A 15,638-nucleotide genomic window follows, 5' to 3' on the forward strand; every position below is an offset into this window, starting at 1 on the left:
GATCAACCGTGTCCATGGCCGTGGTGATCATGTCCATGCCCGTGACCGCCATGGGCGTGGTAGGCACCGCGTGCCGGCTGAAAAGGCTCCTCCACCTCTTTGACGGTAGCGCCCAACCCCTCCAGCATGGAGCGGATGACGTGGTCGCGCAGGATAAGGATGCGCCCCTCCTCTATCTGCGCCGACAGATGCCGGTTGCCCAGATGCCATGCCAGTTCGATGAAATGGAGCGTGGAGTTAGCCTTGATTTCGAACAGCTTCTCGGAGGCGGCGCGCACCTCAACGAGATCGCCATTTTCCACGACGAGAAGATCGCCATGAGCAAACAATACCGCCTCTTTCAGGTCAAGCATAACCATTTCATCATTCTGAAGATGCAGCAGCTTGCGGCGCAGATGCCGTTGATCATGGGCGAGAGTGACATAACCGGAGGGCTCGTCCGCTGGCGTACCGGCGGGAAGATAGGATTGAACGCGCAACATGATATTTCCAGACAATTGTGACTTTGCAAAACCTGACGGATCGCTCCCCGGATTGCAAGCCACCCTCATGAAATTGCAGTCAATTCCTCTTGTGCCGGCCCATGACCTCAGGAAGCCGCCAGCAACGCCGATTGCAGCTTTTCGACCGATTGCGCAGCAGACATATCCATTTCATGGCGAATGCAATTTCTGCCTGAAGACTTGGCGAAATACAGGGCCTTGTCGGCGGCTGCAAACGTATCGTGCTTGGACCGCGATGGCTCTATATCCGCAACGCCGACAGAGACGGTCGTCTGCACTTGCGTGCCTTCGAAGTTGATGGTCATGCAAGACACGCGAATTCGCGCCAGCTCGATGAGGGTCAGACGGTCCTTGCGGGCGCCACCGCGCACGATAACAGCAAACTCTTCCCCACCCAGCCGGGCGACACAATGAAACTCACCGAAAACATCGGCTATGGCCGCAGCTGCCTTCTTGATGACGATATCGCCTGCCGCATGGCCGTAATTGTCGTTGATGCTCTTGAAGCGGTCCAGATCAAAAATGGCGAGGGAAGCGTCTGTTTCGACATCGTCAAAGGACTGGTTGAAGGCGCGGCGGTTTGCCAGACCCGAAAGCGTATCCGTCCGGCTCAGACGCTCGAATTCGGCGTGCGATTCGTGCAGCTTTCGAATGGCGTTGCCGATGACTGAACAGAGAATACCGGTGACAATGCTTCCGATGACCCAGGCCATGAACACGCTGTGGATGAGAGCCTGAAGAAGAGGCAAAGGCAGAAGCCCATAATAGGCGGCGACCGCATTCGCAACGCAACTGACGATCAGGGTAAGGATGATCGATATGAAGATCATCTTCGTTGCGAAGGTGCGGAGACTCTGCCCTTCGCCCGGGTCAGTCAAACTCATTTCCAGCGAAATAAATTTTCTTAAACGTTCCGTCATCACATCGAACCCTTGCGTGAGATAAATCGATAAAGATGAGAGATTGGCCGAAGGTAAACGAAACAGCTAAAAAGCGAGATATTACGAGTATATTTGTGCATAAGGACAACCAATAAAATTTTGTTGATTAAAACCTTACGTAGGAAAGGCGGAATTCGCAGCCCCTGCGGCGCAAGGGACAGAGTAAACGAAATTATCCGCTTATATAATCATGGGTTACAATCGCTGCGGCTTACTCGCACAGCGTCCGGAGCGGCGGAAACCGGGCAGAAATATTAACGAAACCCTTTAAAAAAGAGGGGAGGAAGCACAAAAAAAGCCCGGACCATGCCGGGCTTTTGAAGGATCAGGCTGCAATCTTTGCCTTGAGATTCGCCAGAATGTTCTGTGGTGAAGACACCTCGTAGGGGTCGCTTTCGCAATTGTCGGAATAGCCTTCTTCCTCGAACCACTGCTCAACGACACCATCATTGATGATGGCAGCATAGCGCCAGGAGCGCATACCGAAGCCAAGATTATCCTTGGCCACCAGCATTCCCATCTTGCGGGTGAATTCACCCGAGCCATCGGGAATGACCTTGACGTTCTCCAGCGACTGCCCCTTGGCCCAGGCATTCATCACAAAGGCATCATTGACGGAGAGGCAATAAATCTCGTCAATGCCCATAGCGCGGAACTCAGGCGACAGTCTTTCGAAATCCGGCAACTGATAGGTCGAGCATGTCGGCGTGAAGGCCCCGGGAAGCGAAAACAGAATGACCTTCTTGCCCTTGAAATAGTCGTCGGAGGTCATGTCCTGCCAGCGATAGGGATTGGGGCCGCCAACGGCTTCGTCGCGGACGCGCGTGCGGAAGGTAACGGCAGGCACTTTTTTACCGAGCATGGGTTTCTCCTGTACAAATGCGGCGTGAAGGGCTTGGGAACAGGTCACGCCTGAAACTGGGCTTGCGATACCGCAATTTCGTTTGCAGTGCAGCAAAAACATATGCCTGCAGGGCAGTCATGCACAGGCGGCAACGCTCCGAAGCCCGGAGAATTGCGCGATTCTTCACATTCTCCGGACCTAGCGGATTTCTGCACCATCCCTGACCTTGAGGGAATGACCTAGAACAGGAAATATCTCTGCGCCATGGGCAGCACTGTTGCCGGTTCGCAGGTCAAAAGCTCCCCATCGGCCCGCACCTCGTAGGTCTCAGGGTCGACATCGATGTGTGGCGTCAGGGAGTTGTGGATCATCGATGCCTTGGAGATGCCACCGCGCACATTGCGCACCGCCACCAGCTTCTTTGCAACGCCAAGCCGTTGCGCCAACCCGCCATCCAGCGATGCCTGCGACACGAAGGTGACAGAGGAGTTGGTGCGCAGCTTGCCGTAAGCGGCAAACATAGGGCGGTAGTGCATCGGCTGCGGCGTCGGGATCGAAGCGTTCGGATCACCCATCGGCGCGGCGGCGATGGAGCCGCCCAACAACACCATCTCCGGCTTCACGCCGAAAAAGGCGGGGTTCCAGAGCACCAGATCGGCGCGCTTGCCCACTTCGATGGAGCCGATTTCATGCGAAACGCCATGAGCAATAGCCGGGTTGATGGTGTATTTGGCGATGTAGCGGCGAACGCGGAAATTGTCGTTCTCGCCCTTTTCTTCCTTCAGACGACCGCGCTGGCGCTTCATCTTGTCTGCCGTCTGCCAGGTGCGGATCGCCACCTCACCCACACGGCCCATAGCCTGGCTGTCGGAGGAGATGATCGAGAACGCGCCGATATCATGCAGGATATCTTCTGCAGCAATCGTTTCCTTGCGGATGCGGCTTTCCGCAAAGGCGATGTCTTCCGGGATGGACGGCGACAGGTGATGGCAGACCATCAGCATGTCCAGATGTTCCGCCAGCGTATTGATGGTGTAGGGCCGCGTTGGATTGGTGGACGAGGGAATGACGTTGGGGTTTCCGCAAATCTTGATGATATCAGGCGCGTGGCCACCGCCCGCCCCTTCCGTATGGAACGCGTGGATGGTGCGACCATTGATGGCCGCAACCGTATCTTCCACGAAGCCGCTTTCATTCAGCGTATCGGTGTGGATCATCACCTGTACGTCAAATGCATCGGCAACAGACAGGCAGTTGTCGATGGCGGCCGGTGTCGTGCCCCAGTCCTCATGAAGCTTCAAGGAGGATGCGCCCGCAAGGATCATTTCTTCCAGAGGCGCCGGCAACGATGCATTGCCCTTGCCTGCCAGGGCAAGATTCATCGGGAAAGCATCGAAGCTCTCAATCATTCTTTCAATGTGCCAGGCGCCCGTGCAGGTGGTGGCCAGCGTGCCATGGGCAGGACCGGAGCCGCCGCCAAGCATTGTGGTCACGCCGCTCATCAAGGCTTCTTCGATCTGCTGCGGGCAGATGAAATGGATATGGGCATCCATCCCGCCCGCCGTCAGGATCTTGCCTTCACCGGCAATCGCCTCCGTCGAGGGGCCGACGATAATGGTCACGCCCGGCTGCGTATCCGGGTTTCCAGCCTTGCCGATGGCGTGAATGCGTCCATCCTTCAAACCGACATCGGCTTTGTAGATACCGCTATGATCGACAATGACGACGTTGGTGATGACGGTATCGACAGCACCTTCAGCCCGCGTCGCCTGGCTTTGCCCCATGCCATCGCGAATGACCTTGCCGCCACCGAACTTGACCTCCTCGCCATAGGTCGTGAAATCCTTCTCGATCTCGATGAAGAGCTCGGTATCGGCAAGCCGCACCTTGTCGCCCACGGTGGGGCCGAACATGCTGGCGTAGGACGCACGGGAAATCTTGTAAGGCATCGGCATCAGGCTCCCTGGAGGGCGGAGAAAAGAATGGGCGGTCGCGTCAGAAACCGTCCGAAAGCGTGCGAAGTTCTTCGGCGCGTTTTGTGCTCATATCGGCAAGGCAGGAGGAGACGAGCATCGGCTCCATCGAGCCGCCCCGCGCCTGAAAGCCCGCAACATCACAATTCGCATCGCGGAACGCGACCCATGCGCGTTGTGCCGCCACAAGTGCGTCGACGGCACCCTTGCTCGCGGCATCGGCGGACTTGTCCCACTCGCTCATCTTCTTGCGAAGCTGCTGGTAGGCAACATTCAGCTCCTTGTCGGCCTTTTCATAATCGAGGGCAGCACATGCGTTCATGTCCCTCTGCGTCGAAGGTTCGGCACAATTGGGCTCTTCCTGAGCGACAGCGTCACCGCCGGCGAGCGAAAAGGAAGTGGCCGCACAGAAGACGAACAGACCGGAAAAAACATGACGCAGATGCTTGGCCGTCATCATCACAACTTACCCATTACGAGCTTGCGAAAGCCGTAGACTTCCCGCTTGCCTGAAAGCGGCACCAAAGTCACTTCGCGCTTCTGGCCGGGTTCGAAGCGAACCGCAGTTCCTGCCGGAATATCAAGCCGCATTCCGTGCGCTTTGGCGCGCTCGAAGACGAGGCCCGCATTGGTTTCGGCAAAGTGGTAATGGCTGCCAACCTGAACAGGCCTGTCGCCGCTATTGGCAACTTCAATGGTGATCGTTGGCTGACCGGCATTGAGCTCGATCTCACCTTCTGCGGGTATGACTTCACCTGGGATCATGGTCTTTTCCTTATCGTCACGCCGCTTTGATGGATGCGCAGCCATCGGCTTTCAGAACCCGCTTCGTGGAAGCCGGATTGTTGACCAGTTTGGCCGCCGGGCGAATGGGGCGTCGCACCAGTTCTCCGCCGCAGTTCGGGCACTTTCCATTGAGGAGAGTGGTCGTGCAGTCGCTGCAAAACGTGCATTCGAAAGAACACATCATCGCATCGAGGCTATCGGGCGCAAGGTCCCTGTCGCAGCATTCGCAATTGGGGCGAAGTTCAAGTGCCATGGCGCGCTCTTAGCGGATGGGTTCGTGAACGGTCACCAGCTTCGTTCCATCAGGGAACGTCGCCTCGACCTGCACGTCGTGGATCATCTCGGCAATGCCTTCCATGACCTGATCACGGCTGATGACGTGGGCTCCCGCCTCCATCAGTTCGGACACAGCGCGACCGTCGCGTGCGCCCTCAACCACGAAATCGGTAATGAGAGCAATGGCTTCGGGATAGTTCAGCTTGACGCCACGCTCCAGACGCCGACGCGCCACCATGGCTGCCATGGAAATCAGAAGCTTGTCTTTTTCTCTGGGGGTGAGGTTCATTGTGGTCCCGTTTCAATCATCAGAGATTCCAGACTTTCGGCACTGGCGCGCCATTTCGCAAGAGCGAAATGATGGGAAACAGCATTTTTCTCATGGTGAATCCGTCCGGCGCAGACAGCCTTATGACAAGCTTCCCCTGCCACGCGCTGGCACCGCCGGAAAACCCGGCAATAGCCCGGATTTTAGGCAAAAGTGCCTCCGCCAAGGGGCCGATATAAAGAAGCGTTGCGAAGGCGACCTGACCGGACAGGACGGGTTCCGACCTGGTCAATTCACCGATGTTTCCTTCCAGCCGCAGTTCTTCGGCGTGAACCAGCTTGCCGCCATGGCGAATGCGCCAGCGATCGCGAAACAGCCCCTCATGCATCGCCTCGCCCATGGCCTGACGGCCGAGCAGAACCGCTTCCACTGCGATGAATTCGGCGGATGCATCAATATCCGCTTCAAGTGAGCGGGTAAGCGACGCGCGATCAAAAAGGATGGTTTCCTGCGGCAACCAGTGAAGCTTGGCACCGGGGCCCGCAGACACGCGCGCTGTGACGGCGGCTGTACCGGCTGCTGCCTTGTAAATCTTCTCGCAGGCCTGGGTGGTCACCACGAGGGATGTTCCCTCGCCTGCATCGGCCTGCCATTCCAGCTCATCGCCGCCGGTCAAGCCGCCTGACGAGTTGATGAGAATGGCTTCCATCTCATTGGAAAACGTATCGGGAAGCCTGATCTTGGCGCAGCCTTCCTGAAACAATTGCTCCAGACGGCTGCGGCCAAGCACTGCTTTGGTTACAATGCGTCCGCTGCCTCGGGCGCGCTGCGGGCGGGGTTGTGGGATGCTTTGCTGGTCTGGCGGCACGTCGTCTCCGAAGCTTTGGCGGATGCGGAAGCGGGAACCGCCTTCACGGAGCAATCCGTCTTCGCAGTTGCGTCGACAACCATCTGCCCTTCCGTATTCTGGAAGAACTCCCACATTCTTTCCGCCGCATCAAGCCGCTGGACGGTATCGGTCGCAGGCATCTTGCGCTCGACGGCCTGCTGGACCTTGCCTGCTGCATCGCTGGATGGCTTACGAATGATCGCCGCGGCAGAGGCGACGACCTCAGCTTTCATGGCGGCGCGCGGCCAGGCATGGTCCCAGGCATCGATAACGTAGGAATGGATGCGGGCACCACTCTTGCAGACATCATAGGAATTGAAGGTGAAGGTATCCGTGGACTTGCTCTTGACCGCGCCCTTGCAGCCATCGATCTCGGCCCAGCGCTTCAAGGCGGTCTCACCGCCATACTGCCAATAGGGCTTGCCGCCGCCCTGATAGGGGTTGGCGGGATCTTTCAACCCGGCAAAGGCGACGATGGAAAGTGGCTTTGCAGGTGTGCAGCTTTTTGCATCCGGCGCCCATTTTCCGGCGTCTTCCATGGGAAGGCCGGCGCGCAACGATGCCACAAAACCGGCAGCCGCAAAGTCATTCGTGCCGTTGCACAGATATTGTGACAGCATACGCCCGCCGCCGGAATAACCGGAGCCATAAAAGCGGGCCTCGTCCACACACAATGTGGATTTGACCATGCTGACGGCGTCACGGATAAAGGCAGGCTCGTCCAGACCACCCTCACGCTTGGTCACGCCAGGAACATTCCACGCATTCGTGCCGGGCAACTCGCCCTTGAGGCTGCCTTGCAGCGCAACGACGACGACGCCCTCGCGCTCGCCCACCTTGTCCCAGCCGCTGCGGTCCAACTGGCCATTCGGATTGCTGTTGCTGCCGTGGAAATCAAAAACGACAGGCATTTTCTTCTGCCCGTCATAGGAAGACGGAACAAAATACACGCCGCTGCGTTGATTGCCTTCAGAGACCAGCGAAAACGCGTGTCTCCCCGGTTCGATTGTCTGTCCGCAGGTTGACGCCAGCGCGGCGGCACTCGTGGCCGTAAGAATGGCAAAGCCCGCAACCAAAGTGCGAGCGGGACGGACAAACCGGGCAAGCCGGCCAGCAACAGTCGTAAAATTCATCGGCACGCCTTTATTGGCACAGTTCCCCGACAGTATGCCGGAAAATTCGTGGAATGTAAGGGATCGACGGGAGCGACATGCAGATGGCCTCGCCATTGTGTCTTGCATGTTGCAGTTTCGTGCCAATAACACAGGCTTTTAATCAATGAAACGCTAAAATTGCGCATAAAAGCCATGCAGAGCTGCATGGCTTTCACAATTTTGCGAAGCTTTTCTCCATTCGTGAACAGGATACTCGCCTCTCAGACCGTCAGATGACGGCGGGCTTCGGGCATATCCAGCGTTTCCGCCACGCCCTCGTGAACGATCTCGCCACGGTCCATGATGTAGACGTAATCGGCAAGCTCGCGGCAGAAATCCAGATATTGCTCCACCAGAAGGATCGCCATGCCGGTGGAGTCCCGCAAATATTTGATCGCCCTTCCGATGTCCTTGATGATCGATGGCTGGATGCCTTCCGTCGGCTCGTCCAGGACGAGGATCTGGGGGCGCGTCACCAGCGCGCGGCCAATCGCCAGCTGCTGCTGCTGCCCGCCCGAAAGGTCTCCGCCGCGGCGCGACAGCATGGATTGCAGCACCGGGAACAGGCTGAATATATCGTCTGGAATGAACCTGTCCTTGCGTGGCAGCGGCGCGTAGCCTGCCTGCAGGTTTTCCTGCACGGTCAAGAGCGGAAAGATCTCACGGCCCTGCGGCACATAACCCACGCCGCGCTTGGCGCGCTGGTAGGGCGCAAGTCCGTTGAGGGGTTCGCCACCAAAGGTAATCGTGCCGCTGCTCAGCGGATGCTGGCCGGTGACGGCGCGCAAGAGCGAGCTTTTTCCCACGCCATTGCGACCGAGGACGCAGGTAATCTTGCCCATCTGCGCATTGAGGGAAATCCCGCGCAGCGCCTGCGCTGCCCCATAGTGAAGATTGATGTTCTCGACGCTCAGCATGATGCAATCCTGTTTGATGACGTTCGCCGTGCAGCGAACCTAGCGCCCCAGATAATTTTCGATGACCTTTGGATCGCTGGACACGAAATCGATCGACCCTTCGGCAAGCACGGACCCTTCCGCCAGACACGTCACCTTCACGCCGAGGTCGCGGATGAAGCCCATGTCATGCTCCACGACCACCACGGAGCGGGTCTTGGCGATTTCCTTCAGCAGCACCGCAGTTTCTGCCGTTTCTGCATCCGTCATTCCCGCCACGGGCTCATCGACCAGCAGGAGCTTTGGCTCCTGCGCCAGCAGCATCCCGATCTCAAGCCACTGTTTCTGCCCGTGGGACAGATTGGCGGCAAGATCATTGCGGCGGTGGCCGAGACGAACCGTGGCCAAGATCTCCTCAATGCGGGTCTTGTCGTCTTCCGTCAGGCGATAGAACAGCGTTGCGAAGACGCCGCGCTTGCGGTTGAGCGCCAGTTCCAGATTGTCCCAGACCGTGTGGCTCTCAAACACCGTCGGCTTCTGGAACTTGCGGCCGATGCCCAATTGCGCGATATCGGCCTCGTCCTTTTTTGTCAGGTCGATACTGTCTTCGAACAGCACCGTGCCGCTGTTGGGCCGGGTCTTGCCGGTGATGATATCCATCATCGTGGTCTTGCCCGCACCATTGGGGCCAATGATGGCGCGAAGCTCACCCGGCTCGACCACGAAGGACAGGGAATTCAAAGCCTTGAAGCCATCGAAGGACACGGAAACGCCGTCCAGATAGAGCAGGCTTTTGGCTCTTTTTTCGGAGATCATGTTCATCGTCGCTACTCCGCAGCCTGTTGCGCCGCCTTGACGGCATCGTCATTTTCGGTCCGACGCACCTTGTCCTTGGCCTCTTCCACCCGCTTTTCCCGGCGGCCTGCAAGATAATGTTGGACGGTGCCGACAATGCCCTTGGGGAAGAACAACGTCACGGCAATGAAAAGGCCACCCAGCGCAAAGAGCCAGAATTCCGGGAATGCGCCGGTGAAGTAGCTCTTGCCACCATTGACCAGCACCGCGCCAAGGATCGGCCCGATCAGGGTTCCGCGTCCGCCGACAGCGGTCCACACCACGACTTCGATTGAGTTGGCGGGAGAGAACTCGCCGGGATTGATGATGCCCACCTGCGGCACGAACAAGGCACCTGCGATACCGGCCATCATGGCCGAGACGACGAAGGTAAAAAGCTTGATGTTCTCGACCCGGAAGCCAAGGAAGCGCACGCGGCTTTCCGCATCGCGCACGCCCACCAGCACCTTGCCAAACTTGGAGTTGACGATGCCGGAGGCTATCAGCAGGCAGAGCGCCAGCATGATGGCCGTCATGGCAAACAGAACGGCGCGCGTGCCATCCGCCTGTACGGAAAAGCCGAGAATATCCTTGAAATCCGTCAGCCCGTTATTGCCGCCAAAGCCCATATCATTGCGGAAGAAGGCAAGGAGCAGCGCATAGGTCATGGCCTGCGTGATGATGGAGAGATAGACGCCGTTGACGCGGGAGCGAAAGGCAAACCAGCCAAAGACGAAGGCAAGCAGGCCGGGCACGACAAGAACCATCAGCATGGCAAACCAGAACATGTCGAAGCCATGCCAGAACCACGGCAGTTCCTTCCAGTTCAGAAACACCATGAAGTCGGGAAGGATCGGATGGCCATAGGTGCCCCGCGTGCCGATCTGCCGCATCAGATACATGCCCATGGCATAGCCACCGAGCGCAAAAAAGGCTGCATGGCCAAGCGAGAGAATGCCGCAATAACCCCAGACGAGATCGAGCGCCAGCGCCAGAATGGCATAGGCCAGATATTTGCCGAGCATCGACATGATGTAGGTGGGGATGCGGAATGGGCTGTCTGCGGGAAGCAGCAGGTTGGAGGCAGGCACGAGGACCGCGACGGCTAGGATGATGCCGATGGCGATGAGGATCCGGCGGTCGAGCGCCCGAAGGAGGAAGCCGGTAATCATGCTTCAATCGCCCTTCCCTTGAGTGCGAAGAGACCGCGTGGCCGCTTCTGGATGAACAGGATGATGAGAACGAGAACCAGGATCTTGCCGAGCACGGCGCCGACGGTCGGCTCCAGGAACTTGTTGAGCACGCCGAGCGTCAGCGCGCCGACAAAGGTTCCCCAGAGATTGCCGACCCCGCCGAACACCACGACCATGAAACTGTCGATGATGTAGGACTGGCCGAGATTGGGAGAGACATTGTCGATCTGCGAGAGCGCCACACCCGCCAGCCCGGCAACGCCGGAACCGAGCGCGAAGGTGAAAGCATCAACCCAAGGGGTGCGAATACCCATGGAAGACGCCATCCGCCTGTTCTGCGTCACCGCCCGCATTTGCAGACCGAAGGCCGACCGCTTGAGAAGGAGTAGCAGAGCGAAGAAAACGGAGAGCGAGAAACAGACAATCCAGACGCGATTCCAGGTGAAGTTGAGGTAGCCGACGCTGAACGAGCCGGACATCCAGCTCGGATTGCCAACTTCGCGGTTGGTTGGCCCGAAGATGGAACGCACGCCCTGCTGCAGGATGAGAGAAATGCCCCATGTCGCGAGCAGCGTTTCGAGCGGACGTCCATAGAGAAAGCGGATAACACCGCGCTCCATGACCAGACCGACCGCACCGGTGACCAGAAAGGCGACGGGCAGCGCAATCGCCAGCGACCAGTCGAACAGGCCGGGGTAGTTGGCGCGGATCACCTCCTGCACCATGAAGGTGGAATAGGCACCGATCATCACCATCTCACCATGGGCCATGTTGATGATGCCCATGACGCCAAAGGTAATGGCAAGGCCGATGGCGGCCAGCAGAAGCACGGAGCCGAGAGACAGGCCATACCAGATGTTCTGCGCGGCGTCCCAAAGAGCCAGCGTGCTTTCAATATAGGCAATGGCAGCATCGATATCGGGTTTCAGGCTGGCGTCGGTTACATTACCGGCCGCCATGAGAATGCTGACACCACCACGCCCACCCAGGCTTTTGATGGTCTCTATAGCGGCGCGCTTTTCATCGACGGATCGATCTGAAGCCAGCACGGAGACGGCCCGCGCTTCTTCCATACGCGTGCGCACCTGGCTGTCGGTTTCCTTGGCGATTGCCGCTTCCAGCAATTGCAGGTTTTCGGCGCTCGGTGCTTTCAACACGGCATCGGCGGCAGCCAGGCGAACAGATTTGTCAGGGCTGAGCAATGTCAAGCCACCCAGAGCGGCGCGAATAACACGGCGCAGATTGTTGTTGACGCGGATCTTGGTGACCGCGGCCTTCGGTGCCTCACCCGCGCTCTCGCCGGTCAGGGGATCGACAAGCGTGAAATTGGCGCCGGCTGCCTTTGTCATGAAAACGCGATTGTCGGATTTGCGGACATAGAGATCGCCTTCCGCAAAGGCTTCAAGCGCGGGAACCACACGTGGATCACCGGACGCTGCAATCTGGCCCGTCAACGTCTCGGCCTGCTTGAAGTCAGCCGTGCCAAGCGCATCAATCAGCACTTTAGGATCGCTTTGCTGGGCGAAGGATGGAGCAGCGATGCCGAGCGCCAGCCACAGACACATGGCTCGAAGAAGAAATCGGATCGTCATGTCAGTTCCCCAATATACGAGACGGCGATGCATCAGTGCCTATGGTGACGCGGGAGTGGACAGCCCCTCTGCCCTCTCTATCGTCATCCTCGGGCTGGACCCGGAGATCTGCTGCCGCTGCGGCGTGTTCCATCATCTCCGAGAGAACGCGGTTGCCGTTGATAGATCCTCGGGTCGAGCCCGAGGATGACGGAGAGTGTGGAGGTCATGTCAGTCAGGATGGTAGACCCCTCCCCGTTACGGAGAGGGATCGAGGCGCGACATTACATGCCCTTGCCACCGCATTTGCCCGAAGCGACGTTGAAGTTGCCGCACTCCATGGGCTTGCGCCAATCGGAGATCAGGTCCTTGGAGTCAGGCAGGTAATCCGACCATTCGTCGCCGACGACCTGCGCGGTCTGCTGCACGATTTCGAACTGACCGTCAGACTGGATTTCGCCAATCAGAACCGGCTTGGTGATGTGGTGGTTCGGCATGACGGTGGAATAGCCGCCCGAGAGGTTTGGCACGGAAACGCCGATGATCGTATCCAGAACCTTGTCGGTCTCTGTCGTGCCAGCAGCTTCCACCGCCTTGACCCAGGCGTTGAAGCCAATATAGGCGGCTTCCATTGGGTCGTTCGTCACGCGCTTGTCGTTCTTGGTGAAGGCGTGCCATTCCTTGATGAATTCGGCATTCACAGGGCTGTCGACGGACTGGAAGTAGTTCCAGGCGGCCAGGTGGCCGACCAGCGGACCGGTATCGAGGCCGGCAAGCTCTTCTTCACCCACGGAGAAGGCGACGACTGGAATGTCTTCAGCCTTGACGCCCTGGTTCGCCAGTTCCTTGTAGAAGGGCACGTTGGCGTCACCATTGATGGTGGAAACTACAGCTGTCTTCTTGCCGGCAGAGCCGAATTTCTTGATGTCGGAGACGATCGTCTGCCAGTCGGAATGGCCGAATGGCGTGTAGTTGATCATGATGTCCCCTTCCTTGACGCCCTTCGACATCAGGTAGGCTTTCAGGATCTTGTTGGTTGTCTGTGGGTAGACATAGTCCGTGCCCGCCAGAACCCAGCGCTCGACGCCTTCGGTGCTGGCCAGATAATCGACAGCGGGAATAGCCTGCTGGTTGGGGGCTGCACCGGTATAGAAGATGTTGCGCGAGGATTCTTCGCCTTCATACTGCACGGGATAGAAGAGGATGGAGTTCAGCTCTTCAAAGACAGGCAGAACGGATTTGCGCGAGGACGACGTCCAGCAACCGAAGACGGCTGCGACCTTATCTTGGCTGATCAGCTGGCGAGCCTTTTCCGCAAAGAGCGGCCAGTCGGAAGCCGGATCGACAACAACGGCTTCGAGCTTCTTGCCGAGAACGCCGCCCTTCTTGTTCTGCTCCTCGATCAGCATCAACATGGCGTCTTTTAGAGTTGTCTCGGAAATCGCCATAGTGCCGGACAAGGAATGCAGAACGCCGACCTTGATCGTATCGTCAGCGGCAAACGCGCCATGGAATGCTGTGGTAGACAAGATGGCGCCGAGCAAAGCGCCAGAAAGCATGTTCTTGAAAGTCATCGGAAGGACCCCTCTCCTGTTCAGCCTCTATGGGCTCAGCGGTTATTTTACCGCTGCTGGAGGGGACTATCGGTCTCGCATCCGCAAAACCGTATACGTCAATTGACGTAGGTAGGGTGGCGAAACAGGAACGCCAGCTTATTCACTGTAGATTTGGGCGGACTGCTACCGCCCGCGATGCCGTACTTAGTTGTGTGGCTTGTCCGGATCGCAGGTGTCGAGAATGGCTTGCTGATGATACCAGCTGTCGAAATCGACATGCGTCTTCGGCGTGGAGATCGACTGGCCCGTCGTTACGGTCACATTGCGCATGCCTTTGAAGCCTGCACGACCACCGACAGGGAACTGATAGATTGTGGCACTCTCCAAATGCGGTTCACTTCTCATGACATTCACTCTCTCGTTGAATAGCCAGCATTTTTGCCTCAACCCAAATATACGCCCAAACACGCCGAAAAACACCCCTCCTGATTAAAAAAATATCAGAACGCCTATTTTTTAGGCGTCATATAATCTTCATGGTGCAAAGAACAGTCTTTATGCAGATATCGAGCGAAACTTCGAAATTTTCGCAAGAAAAATACGTTTCCGAAAAGAAACGGCATCATTTTTGACCAAAAATTGTCTCTGCCCTGCCAAAAGCATCGGAAATGCTTAGGTTTTTCAAAAATGCGCCTTGCGATATTTCCGATATTTCTGACCTCAAACAACCCATTCGCTTGAAAAAAAGACGGCGCCCGGTCGTTGCCACGTCAAACTGGCACGGGGAATGCTTCTATAGGGACAGCACTTGAAAGCGAGGGCAGTTCACAGGGCTGTTTGTTCGCAAAGGGAATATCAAGGCTTCGCATCTTAACCTATGAGAGGTTCGTAATGACTAAGTTCAAACTCGAGTACATCTGGCTGGATGGTTACAAGCCGGTAGCAAACCTGCGCGGCAAGACCCAGATCAAGGAATTCGATGAATTCCCAACGCTCGAGCAGCTGCCACTCTGGGGCTTTGACGGCTCCTCCACGCAGCAGGCCGAAGGCCACAGCTCCGATTGCGTTCTCAAGCCCGTCGCGATCTATCCTGACCCGGCCCGCACAAATGGCGCGCTCGTCATGTGTGAAGTCATGATGCCGGATGGCGTGACACCGCACCCATCGAACAGCCGCGCGACCATTCTCGACGACGAAGGCGCATGGTTCGGCTTTGAGCAGGAATACTTCTTCTACGAAGATGGTCGTCCGCTCGGCTTCCCTGAGCAGGGCTACCCAGCTCCACAGGGCCCATATTACACAGGCGTCGGCTACAAGAATGTCGGCTCCATCGCTCGCGAAATCGTTGAAGAGCACCTCGACCTCTGCCTCGAAGCAGGCATCAACCATGAAGGCATCAATGCCGAAGTGGCCAAGGGTCAGTGGGAATTCCAGGTGTTCGGCAAGGGCTCCAAGAGCGCTGCCGACCAGATCTGGATCGCGCGTTACCTGCTTCTCCGCCTTTGCGAAAAGTACGGCATTGACGTTGAATTCCATTGCAAGCCACTCGGCGATACCGACTGGAACGGCTCTGGCATGCACTGCAACTTCTCCACCAAGTTCATGCGCGAAGTTGGCGGCAAGGAGTATTTCGAAGCGCTCATGGCTGCTTTCGAAAAGAACTGGAAAGAGCACATCGACGTTTACGGCCCAGACAACCATCTGCGCCTGACCGGCAAGCACGAAACCGCGCCTTGGAACAAGTTCTCCTACGGCATTGCTGACCGTGGCGCATCGATCCGCGTTCCACATTCCTTCGTCAACAATGGCTACAAGGGCTACCTTGAAGACCGTCGTCCGAACAGCCAGGGCTGCCCATACCAAATCGCTTCCGTTGTTCTGAAGACGATCTCGGAAGTGCCGCTCTCGCAGTCGGCTGCTGCCTGATAATACCGATGGCGTCGCTCGATCCGGG

Annotated in this window: 17 protein-coding genes; 1 reads left to right on the forward strand and 16 read right to left on the reverse strand. The window is 57.5% G+C overall.

The genetic code is table 11. The features are described from left to right. Nucleotides 1-2: 2 nt before the first annotated feature. From ureE to QRN85_RS15990, 16 genes are all read right to left on the reverse strand, one after another. Nucleotides 3-482 (reverse strand): urease accessory protein UreE, encoded by a 480-nt coding sequence (gene ureE / locus QRN85_RS15915; protein ID WP_284759275.1) that lies wholly within the window; start codon nt 480-482, stop codon nt 3-5. A 107-nt stretch (nt 483-589) separates the two neighbouring features. Continuing rightward, complete coding sequence (locus QRN85_RS15920; protein ID WP_162238059.1) at nt 590-1,381, reverse strand: GGDEF domain-containing protein; 792 nt, start codon at nt 1,379-1,381, stop codon at nt 590-592. Between the two features lie 388 nt (nt 1,382-1,769). Then, nucleotides 1,770-2,306 (reverse strand): peroxiredoxin, encoded by a 537-nt coding sequence (locus tag QRN85_RS15925; protein ID WP_112964279.1) that lies wholly within the window; start codon nt 2,304-2,306, stop codon nt 1,770-1,772. 221 nt (nt 2,307-2,527) lie between these two features. Next, complete coding sequence (ureC, locus tag QRN85_RS15930; RefSeq protein WP_284759602.1) at nt 2,528-4,237, reverse strand: urease subunit alpha; 1,710 nt, start codon at nt 4,235-4,237, stop codon at nt 2,528-2,530. A gap of 46 nt (nt 4,238-4,283) precedes the next feature. After that, nucleotides 4,284-4,721 carry a lysozyme inhibitor LprI family protein gene (locus QRN85_RS15935; RefSeq protein WP_284759278.1) on the reverse strand — a complete coding sequence of 146 codons (438 nt, stop codon included), beginning with the start codon at nt 4,719-4,721 and terminating at the stop codon, nt 4,284-4,286. Then, on the reverse strand, nt 4,721-5,026 hold the full coding sequence (locus QRN85_RS15940) for an urease subunit beta (RefSeq protein WP_112964328.1): 306 nt from the start codon (nt 5,024-5,026) through the stop codon (nt 4,721-4,723). Before QRN85_RS15940 ends, QRN85_RS15935 begins: the two co-directional genes overlap by 1 nt. 16 nt (nt 5,027-5,042) lie before the next feature. Further along, entirely contained in the window at nt 5,043-5,300 is a 258-nt protein-coding gene (locus QRN85_RS15945) for a DUF1272 domain-containing protein (RefSeq protein ID WP_113094373.1), read from the reverse strand. 9 nt (nt 5,301-5,309) lie between these two features. Continuing rightward, nucleotides 5,310-5,612 carry an urease subunit gamma gene (locus tag QRN85_RS15950; protein ID WP_062584880.1) on the reverse strand — a complete coding sequence of 101 codons (303 nt, stop codon included), beginning with the start codon at nt 5,610-5,612 and terminating at the stop codon, nt 5,310-5,312. 19 nt (nt 5,613-5,631) lie between these two features. Further along, entirely contained in the window at nt 5,632-6,459 is an 828-nt protein-coding gene (locus QRN85_RS15955; protein ID WP_350225078.1) for an urease accessory protein UreD, read from the reverse strand. Further along, nucleotides 6,390-7,613 carry a CE1 family esterase gene (locus QRN85_RS15960; RefSeq protein ID WP_113170849.1) on the reverse strand — a complete coding sequence of 408 codons (1,224 nt, stop codon included), beginning with the start codon at nt 7,611-7,613 and terminating at the stop codon, nt 6,390-6,392. Before QRN85_RS15960 ends, QRN85_RS15955 begins: the two co-directional genes overlap by 70 nt. A 242-nt stretch (nt 7,614-7,855) precedes the next feature. Further along, nucleotides 7,856-8,551 (reverse strand): urea ABC transporter ATP-binding subunit UrtE, encoded by a 696-nt coding sequence (urtE, locus tag QRN85_RS15965; RefSeq protein ID WP_062584875.1) that lies wholly within the window; start codon nt 8,549-8,551, stop codon nt 7,856-7,858. Between the two features lie 39 nt (nt 8,552-8,590). After that, nucleotides 8,591-9,352 (reverse strand): urea ABC transporter ATP-binding protein UrtD, encoded by a 762-nt coding sequence (urtD, locus tag QRN85_RS15970; RefSeq protein WP_502870787.1) that lies wholly within the window; start codon nt 9,350-9,352, stop codon nt 8,591-8,593. Between the two features lie 5 nt (nt 9,353-9,357). Further along, nucleotides 9,358-10,536, reverse strand: coding sequence for an urea ABC transporter permease subunit UrtC (gene urtC / locus QRN85_RS15975; protein ID WP_062584872.1), 1,179 nt, complete (start codon nt 10,534-10,536; stop codon nt 9,358-9,360). Further along, nucleotides 10,533-12,149: an urea ABC transporter permease subunit UrtB gene (urtB, locus tag QRN85_RS15980; RefSeq protein ID WP_284759282.1), complete on the reverse strand. Its 1,617-nt coding sequence runs from the start codon at nt 12,147-12,149 to the stop codon at nt 10,533-10,535. The genes urtC and urtB overlap by 4 nt, the downstream gene beginning before the upstream one ends. A 263-nt stretch (nt 12,150-12,412) precedes the next feature. After that, nucleotides 12,413-13,702: an urea ABC transporter substrate-binding protein gene (gene urtA / locus QRN85_RS15985; RefSeq protein ID WP_284759284.1), complete on the reverse strand. Its 1,290-nt coding sequence runs from the start codon at nt 13,700-13,702 to the stop codon at nt 12,413-12,415. A 186-nt stretch (nt 13,703-13,888) separates the two neighbouring features. Further along, the gene (locus QRN85_RS15990; RefSeq protein WP_082469596.1) at nt 13,889-14,089 is read right to left on the reverse strand and encodes a DUF2735 domain-containing protein; all 201 of its coding nucleotides are present in this window, start codon (nt 14,087-14,089) and stop codon (nt 13,889-13,891) included. A 486-nt stretch (nt 14,090-14,575) separates the two neighbouring features. Between QRN85_RS15990 and QRN85_RS15995 the strand changes: the two genes are divergently transcribed. Then, nucleotides 14,576-15,610 carry a glutamine synthetase beta-grasp domain-containing protein gene (locus tag QRN85_RS15995; RefSeq protein ID WP_062584866.1) on the forward strand — a complete coding sequence of 345 codons (1,035 nt, stop codon included), beginning with the start codon at nt 14,576-14,578 and terminating at the stop codon, nt 15,608-15,610. Nucleotides 15,611-15,638: the final 28 nt, after the last annotated feature.

This window comes from Agrobacterium sp. fls2-241-TYG-188a, from assembly GCF_030209845.1.

Excerpts from the sequence above, each read along its gene's own strand:
- ureE (WP_284759275.1), bottom strand. The coding sequence starts at position 482 with ATGTTGCGCGTTCAATCCTATCTTCCCGCCGGTACGCCAGCGGACGAG.
- QRN85_RS15935 (WP_284759278.1), bottom strand. The coding sequence starts at position 4,721 with ATGATGACGGCCAAGCATCTGCGTCATGTTTTTTCCGGTCTGTTCGTC.
- urtB (WP_284759282.1), bottom strand. The coding sequence starts at position 12,149 with ATGACGATCCGATTTCTTCTTCGAGCCATGTGTCTGTGGCTGGCGCTC.
- urtC (WP_062584872.1), bottom strand. The coding sequence starts at position 10,536 with ATGATTACCGGCTTCCTCCTTCGGGCGCTCGACCGCCGGATCCTCATC.
- urtE (WP_062584875.1), bottom strand. The coding sequence starts at position 8,551 with ATGCTGAGCGTCGAGAACATCAATCTTCACTATGGGGCAGCGCAGGCG.
- QRN85_RS15995 (WP_062584866.1), top strand. The coding sequence starts at position 14,576 with ATGACTAAGTTCAAACTCGAGTACATCTGGCTGGATGGTTACAAGCCG.
- ureC (WP_284759602.1), bottom strand. The coding sequence starts at position 4,237 with ATGCCTTACAAGATTTCCCGTGCGTCCTACGCCAGCATGTTCGGCCCC.
- QRN85_RS15925 (WP_112964279.1), bottom strand. The coding sequence starts at position 2,306 with ATGCTCGGTAAAAAAGTGCCTGCCGTTACCTTCCGCACGCGCGTCCGC.
- QRN85_RS15945 (WP_113094373.1), bottom strand. The coding sequence starts at position 5,300 with ATGGCACTTGAACTTCGCCCCAATTGCGAATGCTGCGACAGGGACCTT.
- QRN85_RS15940 (WP_112964328.1), bottom strand. The coding sequence starts at position 5,026 with ATGATCCCAGGTGAAGTCATACCCGCAGAAGGTGAGATCGAGCTCAAT.
- urtD (WP_502870787.1), bottom strand. The coding sequence starts at position 9,352 with ATGAACATGATCTCCGAAAAAAGAGCCAAAAGCCTGCTCTATCTGGAC.
- QRN85_RS15990 (WP_082469596.1), bottom strand. The coding sequence starts at position 14,089 with ATGAGAAGTGAACCGCATTTGGAGAGTGCCACAATCTATCAGTTCCCT.
- urtA (WP_284759284.1), bottom strand. The coding sequence starts at position 13,702 with ATGACTTTCAAGAACATGCTTTCTGGCGCTTTGCTCGGCGCCATCTTG.
- QRN85_RS15960 (WP_113170849.1), bottom strand. The coding sequence starts at position 7,613 with ATGAATTTTACGACTGTTGCTGGCCGGCTTGCCCGGTTTGTCCGTCCC.
- QRN85_RS15950 (WP_062584880.1), bottom strand. The coding sequence starts at position 5,612 with ATGAACCTCACCCCCAGAGAAAAAGACAAGCTTCTGATTTCCATGGCA.